The organism is Vibrio gazogenes (assembly GCF_002196515.1).
In the GTDB taxonomy this organism is placed as follows: domain Bacteria; phylum Pseudomonadota; class Gammaproteobacteria; order Enterobacterales; family Vibrionaceae; genus Vibrio; species Vibrio gazogenes_A.
Genome location: NZ_CP018836.1, coordinates 1,017,434 through 1,036,091 on the forward strand (window position 1 = coordinate 1,017,434; position 18,658 = coordinate 1,036,091).

An 18,658-nucleotide genomic window follows, 5' to 3' on the forward strand; every position below is an offset into this window, starting at 1 on the left:
CGGGCTGCAAACGACATACAACACGCAACGATGAATGTTATTTCGTTGGTGTTTCAGCGATAGCCCGTACCCAGATATTGCTCAGATGATATTTCGCACAGGCACTGCATGTCAGTACTTCACCATCACCATGAATACGCATAACGATGTCTTCTCTCTTCTCTTTGGAACTTTGTCTGACCTGAATGTAGATAAAGTTGCCATCAACCTCAAAAGGAACAACCATTGATTTCCCTTTACTCTGGATTGACGCTTTCGCTTCATGAAAAGCGATTAAATCAGAGTTGTGCTGATTTTCATAAGTTCCCTGAAACGCATAAGTTTCCTGATTCACCCAATGCTCTAGTTCTTCCTGAAAACATCCATACAGTGACAGAGAAGACAATAGAACGACCAGATACGATTTCACAGCATATTTGAATTGATACATATCTATTCCTCCCCTTTCATCAGAGTACGCTATTTCTGAACAAAAAACGCACTAACCACCTCACAAATCATTCATGATTTATATGAACATAGGTTATAGACAGTATAACCATTGATGATCCCGACTTGCATATCATGAACGTTGATCTCGCTCTGTTGTTCAAATTTTTAAAACAAGTCTATTCAATATAACACATTTATCAACAATGAATTTCATCTTTTAATAGTCAACACAAGCTTCAAGACAAATTCAATTTTTTTGATATAAGGAAATCATGATATGCACTTTTTACGTAAATTACTCAGTTCTAATGCTCAATATGCGCCACTGATGCTTCGTGTTCCGGTCGGCATCATTCTGATGGCGCACGGCGCTCAGAAACTCTTTGGCTGGTTTGGTGGGTATGGTCTCGAAGGGACAGGCAAATGGATGGCCTCTATCGGTATTGAGCCCGGAATGCTCATGGCTGGTCTAGCTGGTAGCGGAGAATTCTTCGGTGGTATGTTCCTGTTACTCGGGCTACTGACCAGACCAGCGGCATGTGTCACCGCTTTTACGATGGTGGTCGCGATTTTTTCCGTACACATCAACAACGGTCTGTTTCTGTCTAATAATGGTTATGAGTATGCGCTTGCACTCCTCGCAATGTCTGTCTCACTCATTGTCTCCGGCTCCGGAAAGCTGAGTCTCGATCAAGCCATCCTGCGCACGATCAAATCATAACCCAGTGATGCTAATCCCTGCCGATATCGCCCGCTTGCTGCAATGAGAAAGCCGTCAGCGGGTCGATATCTTTGACCAATAGTTCAACCTGCCCGATCGCATCAACCGATGAGCTGTTTTTGCGATAACTGAGATAAACAGGTCTTCTCCATTCAGCTCCCCCGTCAATACAGTGTAGCTGACCAGTCCGTAGAAAAGGTTCAACCAACGATGCAGGTAAGTAAGCACTTCCTTGCTTTTCAAGAATGAAATCGAGGGCAATTCTGGCTGTTGACGTCCGTAAAAATGGTGTTGTTACACCGGGATGCCGCTCTGCATGTTCAGCAGCAAACCGAGCGCCCCAATCCACATAAACATAATGATGCCTGAAAGCCTCATCGACTGACTGTGGCTGCGTTGAAACAAAGAGCAGTGTCAGATCCGTCACTTTCTGGCAATGTAGTTCTTCGGCCTTAATCGGGTCAAATACAAATGCCATGTCCAGAGTCCGCTCAAGCAATCCTCGGCTCAACTGCTCCCGTCCCATCACTTCCGCAATAAACCCGTAGCCGGTAAACGTGTCTGTAACTTTACTCAGACAGTGTTGTAAATAAGCATCCCAAATGTTTGGCGTTCCGCCAATTGTTAACTGGAGCGCTTTACCACTTTCCAGTGACAGCTCGAACTTCGCCTGTTGTAAAGTTGCAACCATGACTTCTGCATAACTAATCAGCCGCTCTCCGGCTGAAGTCAACTTGATATTATTGCGATCTCGGGTAAACAATTGAGTATCAAAATAGCTTTCAAGTTGCTTAATACGAGCACTGACTGCTGCCTGCGTTAAATATAAATTTTCTGCTGCCCGGCCAAAATGGCGCACCCGAGCCAATTCCAGAAAAGTACGAAAGACTTTGACGTCCATAGCAACCCTTTATTCTCACTGAATCTGCATCTTAAAATTATTTAGGATATATGCATATACATAATGAAATGCAATGATGACGATAAAAAATTTTTGTTTTTCTTTTCTCTAGATTACGCCTAACTTTCGCCGTAATTCAATACAAAAGTGTAACGCTGCATTGATGCGAGGTTGATATGTCTGAGATTGAATTCCGCTACGGAAAAAAGCGTTTTTACGACAACAAAAAATTCCCACGGGGATTTGCTAAATCGGGTGATTTTACACTGGCTGAAGAAGAACTGCTGATTCAGTTTGGTGAGACAATGTCCCAATTGGAGTCTGGAGTCCTTGAGCCGGTAAATGCCGATGAAAGACATTTTCTTCTTGTGCTCAACCATCCAGAAAAAGCCTCGACAAAACTGGAGCGAGTCTGGTTGAAATATGTCCGTCTTGCTCGTGGCCGAAAACGCTTCCATACCTTGAATGGTCGCAACAAACCGGATGCGCTCGACGAATTTGTTGATGATTCAGATATCGAGACAGAAAGCTGAGTGCCAGCACAATCTGTCATACAGACACAATCGATCATACCAAGAGTAGAGTACAGCTTCTGCTCTTGGTGATTCAGTCTTTACGAGCCCTCGGCGGCTGCGAGGCGATCTCTTTTGCTTTTCTTCGTCTGCCGTGAAGTCGTGTTATTGTGACTCTGCTGGCTTTACTCAGCGTCCCTTAAAGTAAACCTCACCATCTGAGCCTTTCATAAACAAACCGATTAATCCTGCGATACGATTCCTACGATAAAACACACCGCGTCAAAAATGTACATTTCTTACAAAACTCACGCACATTTTTCAACCAATTTATTTCGCTTATTGAAATAAATAGCAAAACGAGATTTATCTCACACTTAATTTTTAACCGCAGAATAAAACTAACAAAATCGTGACAAATATCACTATAAATATAAAAAATAAATTATCAAAAAATAGATATCACGCACCAAAAACAAATTGACTTTTTATTTAAATTAAATTTGTAACTAAATTACAGCGTAAAAAGTAGATTTAAATCACTAAAAAGACATTTGTAACCCCATACTTTATTGACGTAAGTCACAAAAAACCCGTTCTCAGTTGAATTGAAAAATTGTGTGCTAGATTGATTTGGAACGATTCAATTCAACGGCTTTGCCGAGCCGTCAACACAATAACATCAAATAGTACATCGAACGGGGAATCCATATGATATCACCAGATGCAAAGGTCAAGATACAGAATTTTGGCCGGTTCTTGTCCAACATGGTTATGCCGAACATTGGGGCATTTATCGCATGGGGATTTATTACAGCACTGTTCATTCCAACAGGATGGACACCCAATGAAACACTGGCTGCACTTGTCGGCCCAATGATTACCTACTTATTGCCACTGTTGATCGGTTATACCGGGGGTAAACTCGTTGGTGGTGAACGCGGCGCTGTCGTGGGTGCGATTACAACCATGGGCGTTATCGTCGGTGCTGATATCCCAATGTTTATGGGCGCAATGATTGCGGGTCCAATCGGTGGATGGGCAATTAAAACGTTCGACAAAAAAGTCGATGGGAAAGTCAAAAGTGGCTTCGAAATGTTGGTCAACAACTTCTCGGCCGGTATTATTGGTATGATCTTCGCGATCATCGCTTTTTTCCTGATTGGCCCATTCGTCAAAGTCCTCTCTACTGCCCTTGCAACAGGGGTAGACGTCTTAGTGAAAGCACACCTACTCCCTTTGACTTCACTTTTTGTCGAACCCGCTAAGATTCTATTTCTGAACAACGCCATCAACCACGGTATTTTCTCTCCACTGGGAATTCAACAAGCCAGTGAAACGGGTAAATCGATCTTCTTCCTGATTGAAGCGAACCCAGGACCTGGATTGGGGATTCTTCTGGCTTATATCGTATTTGGTAAAGGAACAGCGAAACAAACCGCCGGTGGCGCAACCATCATTCACTTCTTGGGTGGGATCCACGAGATTTATTTCCCATACATTCTGATGAATCCTCGCTTGATTCTCGCAGCGATTGCTGGCGGGATGACAGGGGTCTTTGTCTTAACTGTATTTGGTGCCGGTTTAGTATCACCAGCATCACCCGGTTCGATTTTTGCCGTATTACTGATGACACCGAAGAGCTCACTAATTGGCGTGCTTTGTTCAATCGCCGCCGCGACAGCTGTCTCATTTACGGTTGCGTCACTGTTGATGAAAACACAAAGAAATCAAGAAACCGATGATGAAGATTCGCTAGAGAAAGCAACATCGCAAATGCAAGAAATGAAAGCTGGATCGAAAGGCTCATCAAGCACTCAGCCATTCACAGGTAATGTGAAAAAGATCATTGTCGCGTGTGATGCAGGCATGGGTTCCAGTGCGATGGGCGCCAGTATGCTGCGTAAAAAAGTACAAGCAGCGGGATTGGATATTCAAGTCACCAATCTGGCCATTAATAATCTTCCTCAAGATGTTGATATCGTTATTACGCATAAAGATTTAACCGACCGAGCCCGCAAACATGCGCCATCGGCACACCACATTTCCTTAACCAACTTTCTGGATAATGAGATGTATAACAATCTCGTCAGTGAGATAAAAAAGTCTGATGCCGGTCAATCTGTCGTTCCCCAGAACGCTGACGCGGAGGCTCAACCGGCATTCCAAATAGAAGCCCGTAACATTCACTTAAACCTCAAAGCAAGTAACAAAGAAGAAGCCATCCGTTATGCCGGAGAACAACTCGTCGCACTCGGATATGCAGACGCCAGCTATATCGATGCCATGTTTGAAAGAGAAAAAATGGTATCAACGTATCTGGGTGAATCCATCGCGGTACCGCACGGTACGATTGAAGCGAAGAATCACGTTCTGAAAACCGGGATTGTCATTTGCCAATACCCCGATGGTGTTCGGTTTACAGATGACGAAGATGGCATTGCCAAACTGGTCATCGGTATCGCAGCACAGAATGATGAACATATGGGGGTCATTTCAACGATCACCAATGCGCTCGATGATCCGGATGCAATCGCAACACTCACATCAACAGATGACGTGAACGCCATTTTAGACGTGTTGGGAAATACCACGGCATAAGGTGCACAAGTAGAGGTCAATGACCTCTACTTTTTCTTTCTTTGTTTTTTAATTGGTAGGTAAAAGTCTATGAAAAAGGCAATTCATTTTGGTGCCGGTAACATTGGCCGGGGATTTATTGGTAAACTTCTCGCGGATGCGGGAATCCACGTCATTTTTGCCGACGTCAATCAGGAAGTCGTCCAGAAACTGCGCCAAGACGGGCAATATCAAGTGAAAGTGGTCGGGTCAGAATGTCAGTGGCAAACGGTCAAAAATGTCACAGCAGTGAATTCAACCAGTGACGAGATTTATCAGCACATCACCCAAGTGGACTTAATCACGACAGCGGTTGGACCAAACGTGCTGGACATTATCGCTAAAACTATCGCGACGGGTATTCAACAACGCATTGATAGCGGCAACACCACTCCCCTGAATATCATTGCTTGTGAAAATATGATTCGGGGATCTTCACATTTAAAAGAGCAAGTCTATTTGCATCTGGCGGCAGACTATCATCACAAAGCGGATACACTGATTGGTTTTGTTGATTCAGCGGTTGACCGCATCGTCCCACCAGCTGAAGCATCTGACAATATTCTCGATGCCACTGTTGAAAGTTTCAGCGAATGGATCGTGGATAAATTGCAATTCGTCGGCGACATCCCTGATATTCCAGGCATGGAAAAAACCGATAACCTGATGGCTTATATCGAGCGGAAACTTTTCACGCTCAATACTGGCCACTGTATTACGGCTTATTTGGGTTGTCTCAAGGGACTGCAAACCGTCAAAGAAGCTATTGAAGATGAAGCGATTTATGCTGACGTTAAACAAGCGATGACCGAAAGCGGCGAAGTTTTAATCCAGCGCTACCAGTTTGATCGTCAAGCCCATGCGGCTTATATCGAGAAAATTCTATCCCGATTTGCGAATCCGTATTTAATCGACGACGTTGAACGGGTTGGCCGTCAACCAATCCGTAAGCTCGGAGAAAATGACCGTTTAATCAAACCATTACGTGGTACAATGGCGTATGGTATTGCAAATACAGCGCTATTGAAGGGCGTTGCAGCTGCATTAAAATACACGAACGCTTCAGATCCTCAGGCCGTCGAATTACAGGCATATCTGAGTCAGCATGGTGTTCTGGCAACATTAGCTCACTATGCCAATCTGGATGAACACGGGACAGAAGCTAAGCAAGTTGAAGCTATCTATAACACCCTCTAAAAAATAATAAGCGAGGCTGGGGGCTGCTCCTGCCCCCTCCTCCTTTTTAACTATGATGCTTTCTTTATGGTAGAGAAAATTAACGAAGCAGACATTATTGAACAGTTGAATGTAGCCCCATCGGTCAGAGGTTTTTTCATTGCGGCTGTCAACATCTTTGAAAAATCTATCGACTCATTGGTACAACGAATTTTCCGCAGTGATTATCTCGCGGTCAAAGCGGTGATAAATCCACTGCTGGAATCTTCAGGCCCACTTGGTGATTTAAGTGTCCGGATCAAACTGTTGTTTGGGTTAGGTGTGATACCGGATGAGGTTTATCATGATATTGAGACAATCATTCGATTAAGAAACCAATTGAATAAAGACGGGGCTGAATATCATTTTACGGACCCAAATATATTGGATTCGATTCACAAAATTAGCGCTTTCAAAAAAATGGGAATCTTTCAATTAACACCCACGCTCATCGATGAAGAGATTGATGCAAAACTTTATCAATTACAGTTGGACCGCCAGCAACAAGTGATTAAATCAAGTCTGTCGCTCGCTATTGTTGAGATATGTAATATGCTCAATGTTGAAAGCCCTTTTACTACGTAGCACGCCAAGCGGGAAGATGTCGTGCTACGACAATCATTTAAATGTCCCATTATCTAAAATGAGAAGCTCTTCAAATCATGATACGAGGGAGTCTTCTACAGTTCGTAAAGGAATAAGGTTTATCAAAGCATAACGTTTGTCAAAACAAACGGTGAACCATGTACATCATGGCCCTGATTTACACTGTAAAGAGTCAGAGGAAAGTTTTAGCCTAAACGATTTACCATAGACTAAGAAATTCGAGGCTCATTCTGGGCATGGTTCGGGAGAGAGAGAACCGGTCTGACATTCTGGTGGTTACATACGCGGCAAAAGTGTTGCCTTTCCATTTTATAATAATGGTTACCACGCATCAGTGAAGCAATGAATAGCTGGATTTCTTTCCATCGTGCACAACGTTCAGTCTGACAACGTCGCATAATTGATTTATGTGGAGTCACTTTTCGACACACGGGACAATATGCTTCAGACATGATAAACCTCATCAAGTAAATTACTTATTGCTAATAATAAGCATAATTATCCATATAGAAACATTTTCTCAAAGGTCAACATCAAAATTGTGGCATGGATCACCAAAAAAATTATTGATTATTCCTGAACACCTCTACTCATTCAGATCGACAACGATTTTCAACCATGAGATACATGATTCCGCAGCGATAAAAAACCCCTCCAAAAGAGGGGTTCCTGATATCATTTTCCTCTTTAATCCAGCTCTTTCAGCTGTTTCAAGAATGTCTGATGTTGTGATTGAACGGTTTGTTCCGGCTCACGACTCAGCAATGTGACAATGACAATCGCAACTGTCGAGAAGAGCATTCCCGGTACAATTTCATAGATATCAAAAATACCACCGGTCAATTGTTTCCAAACAACAATTGTCACACCACCGACAATAATTCCTGCTAGGGCACCATTACGGTTCATGCGAGACCAGAATAGACTGATCACAAGTGCAGGCCCAAATGCCGCACCAAATCCAGCCCATGCATAAGAAACAAGTCCCAGCACCGAGCTATCCGGTGTCATCGCCAGAACCAAAGCCAATATAGAAACCGCCATCACAGAGAGACGACCAACCCGAACAATCTGTTCAGACGTTGCATCTTTTTTAATCACCTGTTTATAGAAATCTTCTGCTAATGCCGATGAACAAACTAACAGCTGAGAATCCGCTGTACTCATAATTGCAGCCAGGATTGCCGCCAATAGAATACCGGCAATGACCGGGTGGAAAGCTGCATTGACCAACAACATGAAGATCTTCTCACCATCTTCCAATGTCAGTGTTGGGTGATTCGTGGTATAAACCAAACCGACTAACCCAACCATTACAGCACCAAACATTGCTAACGCAGACCAGCCGATCGCAATACGACGCGCTGTCCGGAGATCTTTATTGGAGCGCGTGGCCTGAAAACGAGCCAGAATATGTGGCTGACCAAAATATCCGAGGCCCCAAGCCGCTAAAGAAATAATCGCGATCGCACCTAATGGTTGCCCATTCATCCCACGCCAAATGGTCAGTAACTCTGGGTTAATCGCTGTTAAGTTGTCGCCCAACACAGAAAAACCATCTTGCATCATCGCCATTGGTACAATCAGCAATGCTGCCGCCATCAACAGCCCCTGAACTAAGTCAGTCCATGCAACAGCAAGGAATCCACCAAACAGTGTATATGACACCACACAAATCGTACCGATAATCACCGCTGTGGCATAATCGAGACCAAAGACTGTTTCAAACAGTTTCCCACCAGCGACAAGACCTGAACTGGTGTAAAAAAGGAAAAACAACAAAACGAAAAATGCAGAAATTGTTTGAATCAACTTCGACTGATCATTAAAACGGCGAGACAAAAACTCAGGAATTGTGATTGCATCGGTGGTAATACTGTAAGTTCGAAGACGTTTTGCTGCGATAAACCAGTTGAGCCAGTTTCCAAGTAGCAGGCCTCCGGCTAACCATATGGATTCTAACCCCGCAGCATAAGCGTAGCCGGGCAACCCCAGCAACAACCAACCACTCATATCGGATGCACCGGCCGATAAGGCCGCAGGCCAAGGGCCTAAAGAGCGTCCACCGAGAAAGTAGTCAGTTGAGTTTTTCGTTCGTAAATATGCATAGACCCCTATCGCTAACATCATCACGAGGTAGACGATAAAGGTCGTTGTAATAGCAAAGCTATTTTCCATAATTCATTCCTCTTTATATATTGATCGCCTTCCCTGTTCCTCACCGAACGTCTATCAGTCCGAGAACCGATAGACGCTGGAAAAGCAGGTTTTAGTGGTTCGAGCTTCCCATTTCCAATAAAGAAGCATTTCCCCCTATCGCTGTTATATTTATAGTCCGTGTCCGTTCCGTAATAAAACGTAACACGAGTGCGGCATCATGCGTCATCGGGAGCTGATCTAAATCCGTTTCGATAACCGGACTAATAATCACCCCTGATCGCATGGACAATTCTTGATTCACCTGCCGGGCATCTTGCGGCTCACAGATCATCCCGACCTGACGCACGTCGCACGTCATGATCTGATTAAATGCCTCAACCGCCACGATTTGTACCAGATGAACAGGAAAACAACTGTTTTCCAAAGCTGATGCTAAACGTGCATTCAACGTCGTATCATCGGAACAAAGTAAGATGCTGTTTCCAGCAATTAAAGCGGCAGCTAACTGAGCAAGCACAGCCCGTGAAGCATTTGCACCACTTCGCTTGTGAAGGATCACGACAACCCCGCGCCCTGAACTATAGAGTTCGTTTGTTTCCCCTGTCGGACCAACTAAAAGCTGAACCTCGGCAATCCGTGTTCTCGCACTGTTGAGGTGATAAGTGATAACCTGAGCTAAGTCAGCAGCATCGAGTTCCAAAGACTGGGCAAGACGAAGTAAATGCTCACTTTTCGAACTAAAATCGGTTAGATTCCATTGCTGCCATGCCACAGCAGCATCAGAGAAATGTGTTGTTTTATTCACCATGATCCGCTCCTTGTTTTACCGCTGAGTCACTATGTTTTACCGCTATGTCACGATAAAAAGGGCGGGTAAACCGATAGAGATAATGAGGCCCGCCAGCTTTTGGCCCTGTCCCTGACAATCCTTGCCCGCCAAACGGCTGTACGCCCACTACAGCACCAACCTGATCACGGTTGATATAACTGTTTCCGACCCGGGCATGTGCTTCAATCCACCGATACGTTGTTTCATTCCGGCTATGAATCCCTAAAGTCAAACCAAAGCCAGTCTGATTTATCTGTTCAACAATATGTGGTAAATCTTTGGCCCGATAACGAACAATATGTAATACCGGACCAAAATGTTCTTCTTTCAGACATTCAATCCCACTAATTTCAAATGCCGCCGGAGGAACAAACATGCCATGCGCACATTCATCATCCAATGTCAGTTCTGCAATGAGAGTTTGCGTCTGTTTCATATGTTCAATATGTGCCAATAACCGATGCTGTGCTGCTTTATCGATCACCGGCCCGACGTCAGTACGATGAAGTGTTGGATCACCGACGGAAAGCTCCTGCATTGCCCCTTCAATCAATGTCACCACGCGATCTGCAACATCCTCTTGAATGAATAACACACGTAACGCTGAACAACGTTGTCCGGCGGATGCGAATGCTGAGCGCAGAACATCTCTCACGACCTGCTCCGGTAATGCCGTACTATCAACAATCATGGCATTTTGCCCGCCCGTTTCGGCGATTAAAGGAACCGGATCACATGGTCTTGCTGCTAATGTTTGGTTGATTCGTTGTGCTGTTCCTGTTGAACCGGTAAAAGCAACACCGGCAATCGAGGGGTTAGAGGTAAGTAAGTGACCGCTTTCTTTACCATTGCACGGCAACAAATGGATCACATTGGCAGGAATGCCAGTCTCCAACAGCAGTTGAATTGCACGAAATGCGATGAGGGACGTCTGTTCCGCTGGTTTGGCGATCACCGTATTCCCCGCAGCTAAAGCCGCAACCACTTGTCCGACAAAGATCGCTAATGGGAAATTCCATGGGCTGATACAGACAAACACACCACGTCCCAAATATTGCGTATACCGTTCAGCACCATCGAAGCCGATCTGCGCTGTTGGCGTCAGTTGCATGATTTGAGTGGCATAATAACGACAGAAATCGACCGCCTCCCGGACTTCATCAATACTGTCATGGATCGTTTTACCCGCTTCTTGATGACACAACGCAACAAACTCTGGCAAATGTGATTCCAACAGATCAGCAAAATGTGTCAAATATGCAGACCTAACACCAAGTTCAGTATCTCGCCATTGCGGAAACGCTTGCTGTGCAATCTCAATCGCTGTCGTAATCTGCTGCGCATTTGCCATGATCACGTTTCCGACCTCGATACGATGGTCATAAGGCGCGGTGACCGTAGTCAACGCAACATTTTCCTTGATCATGCTTTCGTATTGATCTTCACCTTGAATGATCGGTGCCGCATGCCAGTGCTGATGTAAAAACTCAGAGACTTTATGCTCAAAAGGGGCGGCTTCACTTTCAATATCAATATTGACACCGTAGGAATTGCAACGGTCGGGGTAGATATCCAGTGGCAACGGAATCGCAGCATTATGCAATGTTTCAAACGACTGTAGTGCCTCCACAGGATGACGATTCAGTAAATCAATCGGACAGCGTGCATCGACCAGCCGGTGAACGAAAGAACTATTGGCACCATTTTCTAACAAACGCCGCACCAGATAAGGCAATAAATCCTTGTGATTGCCCACCGGCGCATAAATTCTGATTGCTGGACGATACGTTTCCATCACCTGATGAAACAGTGCATCCCCCATGCCATGTAAACGCTGGAATTCATAATCTCGGTGTGTTGCCATCACAGCAACGGCAGTCACTGTCTGAGCGTTATGGCTGGCAAACTGGGGAAACAAAGCGCCTCGGACATGCTCCGATAACAAAAAGCGAGCACAGGCCAGATAAGAAACATCTGACGCTTCTTTGCGGGTAAAGACGGGATACCCTGCGTAACCTTTTTGCTGTGACCACTTGATTTCACTATCCCAATAGGCCCCTTTAACCAACCGGACCGGAATTAAATCTCCTTGATCTTTTGCTAACCCCGTTAGCCAAGTGAGAACAGGCAACGCGCGTTTTGAATAGGCTTGAACCACAATCCCCAGCTTACCCCAGCCGCGGTTAACATCGTGGCGATATAATTTCTCAAACAGTACCAGAGAGAGTTCCAGCCGATCGGCTTCTTCGGCATCGATCGAGATACCAATGTCAAACTCTCTCGCCCGTTTAACAAGCACGACCAGCGTCTCCAGCAGCTCGGTCATGACCCGCTCCTGATTTGCAACTTCATAGCGAGGGTGTAATGCAGACAGTTTGATCGAGATAGAATGCGATGACTGAAGCGTTCCCGATTCAGACGCTTTACCCACCGATTCAATGGCTGACAGATAATCCTGACAATATTTATTTGCATCAGCACTGGTCAGCGCAGCTTCACCAAGCATATCGAAAGAATATGTGTATCCTTTATCACGCATGGACTGGCCATTTTTCTGCGCTTCATCGATCGACTGACCCAACACAAACTGACGACCCATAATTTTCATGGCTTGATTCATCGCTTGACGAATCACAGGCTCAGAGAAGCGATTGACCAACCGGTTTAATGCCTGCATCGGGCTGGTGCTCTGAATATCTGATAACTCAAGCACTTTGCCAGTAATCATCAACCCCCATGTCGAAGCATTGACAAAAACCGAGTCAGAGTTCTTCAAGTGAGAACGCCAGTCAGCAACACTCAATCGATCTTTAATAAAGGCATCTGCTGTTTCAGCATCTGGAATACGCATCAGTGCCTCAGCAAGGCACATCAGTAAAATGCCTTCTTGCGTATCCAGACTATATTCCAGAAGCAATGCATCTATCATTTGCACAGACTTTTTATCGGCTCTGATCGCCTTGATCAACTGAGTCGTCTTATCTGTGATTGTTTGTTTTTCTTGATCAGTCGGTGCTGCCAGCGGTAACAACTCCTGTAGCCATTGTGACTCATCAGCCATATACAGTGGCGAGATAAGTGCCCAAAGCTTGTTCAGTGGCTGCTCAACAAACTCCGACTTCAACACATCATTTGCAGTAAACATGCGTTTTCCCTCAACGTCATCCCAAATGGGCTTTTAACAATAGCTAGCAGTGTATTCTGGGCATCTGAGGATTACTTGTCAAAAACTCCGTTTTTTTTGTGGAAAGCTCCGATATTTAACAAATTAAAAACACAATCACATCAATTAAGTTAACCTATCGACATGTTTTTTTAGCGAATAACGCAAAAAATAAACACGTTAGGAGCGGTGAAAAACAGAGACAAACGGATCAGTGCATATCAACAACATGGTGGGAAATAAATGAGAAAGGAGACACTAGGATAGGGTTAATTTGGAAACAACATCTTATTTTTGATAACGTTTCTTGTAAGCTGACGGGGAAAGACCAACGAGTCGAATAAATGCATGAGAGAAAGAACTCTGCCCCGAGAAACCAGTAATATCCGCAATTTGTCCCAGCGTATATCCACCCTGTTGAATGAGCTGTTTTGCCATTTGAACTCGCTTATCCAACACATACTGATACGGTGTGACGCCAGTCGTTGCTTTAAAGTGTGAGTGGAACTGACTTTCTCCGAGAAAAACACTGCCGGCAAGTTGGGCGACCGTGATCGGTCGACCTATATTGCGGTCGATATAGTGATCAATGATATCCATATCAAAGCGGGATTCTTTAACATGCGGCACATAACCGGTGATATGACGGGGTAAGATCGAGACCAACGTATCATGACAAGCCTGACTCAACCGATAATCCTCCGGAGCCATGGCGATCTCCTGCCCCAGAATGCGAATCAGATTTTTAAACGGTTCATCGAGACAAAAATAACAGCCTGAATTCGACAGATCATTGAGTTGATGCACCATCAGTGGTGCTTCAGTGGTAGGAAACGGCAAATTAAGAACCATGATATCAGCACTTTCAACAATCCCACCGAAAGCGTGATTGGCTCCTGCGCGAACAATACACCCCTGCCCCGGGCCAACTCGGTTACCATATCCGCTGATTTCAAACTCCGTCATGCCATTGAGACACACAACAATCTGTGTATAGAAATGAGCATGGCAATCCATCCCCGACGGCAACGTCATCACTTCTGCAGGTCTCGGCGTCGGCGTTTGATCGGACACCGGTAGGGAAGCTTTTTTTTGCATAGACATCCCACATCCTCCTCAAAACCCGGTACGACGATTGCGATACGCAATATAGTGTCAATGATATGAATAGTAGATTTTTACCTTAGAACCGCTATTTTTTCAAACACAAAGACGCAGATAAGCATACAGATGACTATCAGACGTGATGAATCCAAATCTGTAACTAATTCCGTGAAAATAATTGCCGTTCATGTATATTAAGCATGTCGATAAATCTCGAAAGAGTATGACGCTGAACGTTTGAGCAAAATCCGGAACAATGATCAAGTGCACATAAATTACGGAGAATGTTTGTTCAAACGCGAAACCAGAGCAGAGATTGAGGTGAAATACTTGCATATTTTCTCATTCGGCTCAAAATGGAAGTAGCATGTTTAAAATATACAAAATCAGCGACCTAAGTTAAATTTTGTATTATTTGTGCTTCCAATAGAGTAAGAATTATGAGACAGCTACTGCGTTATTTCTCTAGTTGTCGAGTCATTGTCTTCTCCACAGAGTTACTGTGGCTAAACGTTAAAAATTGTTGCAGGGACCTATGATAGTACGTCACATCCCAGCGCTCGTATTGGCGCTTATCCCTCTTTTGGGGCCAGCATTTGTATATGCTGATGAAGCAAATGTCGCACAGACTGATCCTGTTGCGACGATTGATGCAAAAATAGATACAAAACAAGATGAAATAAAATCTATTTCATCCAAGTACGATACTGAGATCACGAAACTCCAGCAGTTGAAAAATGATCAAGACCGTTTAAAACGCGAAGGCGGTAAGCTGGAAACGAAAAGAAATCGAGCCAAATCCGATCTGGACAAACAATATAGCCAACTTCTTGAAGATCCAGACATCGATTTAGCAACCTTTCAGAAAAAGTATCAAGAGGTCTGGAACGAGTTAAAGCAGAACCAAGCATCTCGACTGGATAATGAACAGACGATTACTGAAAGTGAAATGCGTGTTTCTCAGCTCAAACAGAAGCAAGCCCGTCTGAGAAGCGAGCTCGATAACCTGAAAGAGTCTCGGGTTGAAGCTCGAGTCAAACGCATTAATGCTGAGTTAATGGATAGCAACACAATTGAAGCGAACTATAAAACAACGTGTTCTACGACGATGACGTTGGGTGAATGTGCGAATCAAGGTGTTTATCTAACCAAACAGAAAGCGGTCTCTGCGTTTCAGGATAAATTACTCGATAATCTGACAGAGTCTGTCATCGCTAAGCAAAATCTTAAAAATGTCGATCTGAATGTATCAATTCAGGATAGCCAGATTTTGTCGAGCGGTTTTCAGGGTAACAACGATTACTACACGAAGATTCAAGCACAGCTTCAGGCCCGGCCTGGTGCAACTGCCGGATGTAAATTGTTGGGAGTATCTACGCGATACTGTCTGCAAGGACAGAAAAATTATAAGCCGAAAAAGGAAAAGCAGTGGGCAAACATAACCGTCCGCTCTGACCAGTATCAGGATTCTGTAACCATTGACGGTGTCAGCTATGGTAGTACCCCAGTTGAGATTGTTCTACCACATGGTCGCCATCAGTTTACCGTGTCCAAAGACGGGTATGAAACATATAATCAGGTCATTACTGTCAATAGTAATGATACGGTATGGGTCAAACTTCGTCCGAATAAGCAAAGCTAGATGCCAATTTGTGAATTATTTTTTGGGTACGATTCACAAAGATATGGTTACGACGCCATTTTGTCTGTAAGTTATTGATATATGACTTATGGCCGAATGGCGTTTTCGTTTACAATCGATCAGACGACTTGACGATCCAACATTGAAGTACAAAAGCATGCGACAAGGAATAACTGCTCTATTATCAACCCTCCTGCTTGGTTTCGTATCATTCAGCGCTTTTGCTGAAGATGCGACATTGCCAGAAAAAGCCGCACCTTTAGTCAACCAAATTGACGATGCACTTTTCAGTAAAAATACTGAGCTGGAAAAAGCCCAGAAAGTTTTGCAAGAAAAACAACAGACTGTCGCAAACCAACAAACTGAGCTCAACAGACTTCGTCAACAAGATAAGGAACTGTCAGCCAAGCTGAACCAAACCAAAAAAGATTTGGAAAACGCCTATCAAAAGATGATCTCGGATCCCAAACTGGATATCAGTGCTTATCAGTCTACCTACCAGAATGCATGGTCAAAATACAAACAAAATCAGAAAAGTTTGTTTGATACGGATAACCAACTGGAAGAACAGAAAGGGTTACTCAAAGATCAGGAAACAAAAGTTTCTCTTCTCAGAAAGAACATTGCCGATCTCCAGCGGAATAAATTGAAGGCTCGAGCCAAACGTTTGAGAATCGAACTGTTAAAAGAAGGGGTGGAAAAAGTCAGCTTCACCAACCGCTGTCATCCATCAATGACCATTGCTGCATGTGAACAACAAACCATCAAGCTGGCTCTGCAAAAAGCGGTCAAACAGTTCCAGACATCTTTACTAAACAGTGTAAGTGAGTCTTCAACAGTCGTGAAACATGCTTCGAAGGCGTCGCTGAATATTCATGTCCTTCAGCATCAGACCGTCCAATCAGGCTTCTCTGATGCCAGCCGTTATCAAACCATTGTTGAAGCGCGGTTGGGAGCTCGGCCGGACAATACTGCACCTTGCCAACTTTTAGATATTGATGCCCAGTACTGTACCATTGACGACCAACAACCCATCCAGCAAGAAGTGGCTTGGTTTAATCTGACACTTCGTTCCAATCTATATGATGATCAAGTGATTATTGATGATGTTCGTTATGGCCATACACCACTGACATTAACGCTACCGGAAGGTGTTCATCAGGTTCGGATCGAGAAAACAGGTTATATTTCATATCAAACAGAAGTGAATCTGAAGTCAGACAGCCAACTTCGGGCTGTTTTGAAAGAAGAGCATAATCAGTTGAAAACTGGCTATGCGTTTGCAGACGCGTTATCACCAAGCCTTTCGGGGCCAGAGTTGGTGACGATCACACCAGGCAAGTTTTTCATCGGGGAACATGCATCGACTCAAGTATTCCTTGATCATGCTTTCGCAATTTCATCAACCCCGATCACCGTTGGACTGTTCAAAGCATTTGTCACTCAGACCAATTACCGTTCAGATGCAGAATTAATGAAAACATGTGTAGCGATGATCAATAACCAAATGACCCCACTGTCTGGTCATTACTGGCGGAATCCAGGATTTAAACAATCCTCACAATCTCCGGTTGTTTGCGTCAGCCAAAATGATGCGAAAGCATTTACAAACTGGCTCTCAAAACAAACAGGGTTTGAATACCGACTCCCAACGGAAGATGAATGGGAAATTGCAGCGCGGGCTGGCACGCAAACCGACTATTGGTGGGGTGATGATTTTGCAACTGGCTTAGCCAACACCGGCTGGAGTGGTTCTTTTTGGGCAAACAAAAGCACATCTCCGGTCAAATCATTTCCAGCAAACCCTCTCGGGCTGTATGACGTTATCGGGAACGTCTGGGAATGGACCAGCGCGCCTCAAGGTATCCTTAAAGGCGGAGCCTGGAGTTTCTCGCCACTCAATGCCGTGGTCTATAGCCAACTCTTCTCTGAGCCATCAACCGCTGCGAATTACATCGGTTTTCGAGTGGTAAGAGAAATAAAAGAGTAATTCACTGATCAAACCAAAAAGGGAAGCCATCGCTTCCCTTTTTTGTATCTGTTGTCATCTGATTGTTTATGAGGGGGTAACAAGCGCAATCGTTTAAGGCGCCAATCGGTTCACATCCCACTGTCCGTCACCTTGACCAGCGTCTTGTTGAGCGTAAAGAAACCGATCGTGCAGACGGTGTTCCCCACCCTGCCAAAATTCGAAACTTTCAGGAATCACGCGATACCCTCCCCAAAAGCTAGGGACCGGAATCTCTCCATTTGCAAACTTTTGCTTTAACTCCAGAAACTTCCCTTCCAATATGCCTCGGGCAGAGATCCGCTGGCTCTGATGACTGGCAATGGCAGCCAGTTGACTATCTTTTGGACGAGAGGAAAAATATTTAAAATTTTCCATCGCTGAGAGTTTCTGAGCCCGTCCGGTGATATGCACCTGACGCTCTAACATATGCCACGGAAAATGAAGGCTAACGCGGTTATTATGTTCAATATGCTGCGCTTTACGACTGCCCAAATTGGTATAGAAAATAAACCCATGTTCACCAGAATCTTTCAGCAACACAATCCGTTGAAAAGGTTGACCATCGGGAGCAACAGTCGCAACAGTCATGGCTGTCGGATCAGAAATATTGGCATCAATCGCCTGTTGTAACCAATGATCGAATTGATGAAAAGGATTTGGCATCAAATCTTTTTTCCTCAAACCACCTTGAATATATTCCCGACGAATATCTGAGAGTTTCATGAGCGCTCCTGCGTTTTTTT

14 protein-coding genes are annotated in these 18,658 nt (G+C 44.4%); 7 read left to right on the forward strand and 7 right to left on the reverse strand.

Annotation, left to right across the window (positions count from 1 at the left end; all coding sequences use genetic code 11):
* Window positions 1-37: 37 nt before the first annotated feature.
* Window positions 38-430, reverse strand: a complete 393-nt coding sequence (locus BSQ33_RS20175) for a hypothetical protein (RefSeq protein WP_088135122.1) — start codon at window positions 428-430, stop codon at window positions 38-40.
* Between the two features lie 279 nt (window positions 431-709).
* On the opposite strand from BSQ33_RS20175, the gene BSQ33_RS20180 reads away from it, so the two are divergent.
* Window positions 710-1,153 (forward strand): DoxX family protein, encoded by a 444-nt coding sequence (locus BSQ33_RS20180; protein WP_088135123.1) that lies wholly within the window; start codon window positions 710-712, stop codon window positions 1,151-1,153.
* 10 nt (window positions 1,154-1,163) lie between these two features.
* On the opposite strand, the gene BSQ33_RS20185 is transcribed toward BSQ33_RS20180, so the two are convergent.
* Entirely contained in the window at window positions 1,164-2,054 is an 891-nt protein-coding gene (locus BSQ33_RS20185) for a LysR family transcriptional regulator (RefSeq protein WP_088135124.1), read from the reverse strand.
* A 176-nt stretch (window positions 2,055-2,230) separates the two neighbouring features.
* On the opposite strand from BSQ33_RS20185, the gene BSQ33_RS20190 reads away from it, so the two are divergent.
* The 4 genes from BSQ33_RS20190 (at window position 2,231) to BSQ33_RS20205 (ending at window position 6,985) form a co-directional block, all read left to right on the forward strand.
* Window positions 2,231-2,587 carry a DUF413 domain-containing protein gene (locus BSQ33_RS20190; RefSeq protein ID WP_088135125.1) on the forward strand — a complete coding sequence of 119 codons (357 nt, stop codon included), beginning with the start codon at window positions 2,231-2,233 and terminating at the stop codon, window positions 2,585-2,587.
* Between the two features lie 690 nt (window positions 2,588-3,277).
* Window positions 3,278-5,167 carry a PTS mannitol transporter subunit IICBA gene (locus tag BSQ33_RS20195; protein ID WP_088135126.1) on the forward strand — a complete coding sequence of 630 codons (1,890 nt, stop codon included), beginning with the start codon at window positions 3,278-3,280 and terminating at the stop codon, window positions 5,165-5,167.
* A 69-nt stretch (window positions 5,168-5,236) separates the two neighbouring features.
* Window positions 5,237-6,382 carry a mannitol-1-phosphate 5-dehydrogenase gene (locus BSQ33_RS20200; protein ID WP_088135127.1) on the forward strand — a complete coding sequence of 382 codons (1,146 nt, stop codon included), beginning with the start codon at window positions 5,237-5,239 and terminating at the stop codon, window positions 6,380-6,382.
* A 66-nt stretch (window positions 6,383-6,448) separates the two neighbouring features.
* Window positions 6,449-6,985 carry an MltR family transcriptional regulator gene (locus BSQ33_RS20205; protein WP_088135128.1) on the forward strand — a complete coding sequence of 179 codons (537 nt, stop codon included), beginning with the start codon at window positions 6,449-6,451 and terminating at the stop codon, window positions 6,983-6,985.
* A gap of 708 nt (window positions 6,986-7,693) precedes the next feature.
* Here the strand turns inward: BSQ33_RS20205 and putP are convergent.
* The 4 genes from putP to BSQ33_RS20230 form a co-directional block, all read right to left on the reverse strand.
* The gene (gene putP / locus BSQ33_RS20215; RefSeq protein WP_088135130.1) at window positions 7,694-9,184 is read right to left on the reverse strand and encodes a sodium/proline symporter PutP; all 1,491 of its coding nucleotides are present in this window, start codon (window positions 9,182-9,184) and stop codon (window positions 7,694-7,696) included.
* Between the two features lie 91 nt (window positions 9,185-9,275).
* Window positions 9,276-9,974, reverse strand: a complete 699-nt coding sequence (locus BSQ33_RS20220; protein WP_088135131.1) for a 1-pyrroline-5-carboxylate dehydrogenase — start codon at window positions 9,972-9,974, stop codon at window positions 9,276-9,278.
* Window positions 9,964-13,140 (reverse strand): bifunctional proline dehydrogenase/L-glutamate gamma-semialdehyde dehydrogenase PutA, encoded by a 3,177-nt coding sequence (gene putA / locus BSQ33_RS20225; protein ID WP_088135132.1) that lies wholly within the window; start codon window positions 13,138-13,140, stop codon window positions 9,964-9,966. The genes BSQ33_RS20220 and putA overlap by 11 nt, the downstream gene beginning before the upstream one ends.
* Before the next feature lie 306 nt (window positions 13,141-13,446).
* The gene (locus BSQ33_RS20230) at window positions 13,447-14,262 is read right to left on the reverse strand and encodes a helix-turn-helix domain-containing protein (RefSeq protein WP_088135133.1); all 816 of its coding nucleotides are present in this window, start codon (window positions 14,260-14,262) and stop codon (window positions 13,447-13,449) included.
* 535 nt (window positions 14,263-14,797) lie between these two features.
* Between BSQ33_RS20230 and BSQ33_RS20235 the strand changes: the two genes are divergently transcribed.
* Window positions 14,798-15,904: a PEGA domain-containing protein gene (locus BSQ33_RS20235; RefSeq protein WP_088135134.1), complete on the forward strand. Its 1,107-nt coding sequence runs from the start codon at window positions 14,798-14,800 to the stop codon at window positions 15,902-15,904.
* 157 nt (window positions 15,905-16,061) lie between these two features.
* Window positions 16,062-17,894, forward strand: coding sequence for an SUMF1/EgtB/PvdO family nonheme iron enzyme (locus BSQ33_RS20240; protein ID WP_088135316.1), 1,833 nt, complete (start codon window positions 16,062-16,064; stop codon window positions 17,892-17,894).
* A 93-nt stretch (window positions 17,895-17,987) separates the two neighbouring features.
* On the opposite strand, the gene pdxH is transcribed toward BSQ33_RS20240, so the two are convergent.
* A complete protein-coding gene (pdxH, locus tag BSQ33_RS20245; RefSeq protein WP_088135135.1) occupies window positions 17,988-18,638 on the reverse strand; it encodes a pyridoxamine 5'-phosphate oxidase in 651 nt (216 codons plus the stop codon).
* Between the last annotated feature and the right edge of the window lie 20 nt (window positions 18,639-18,658).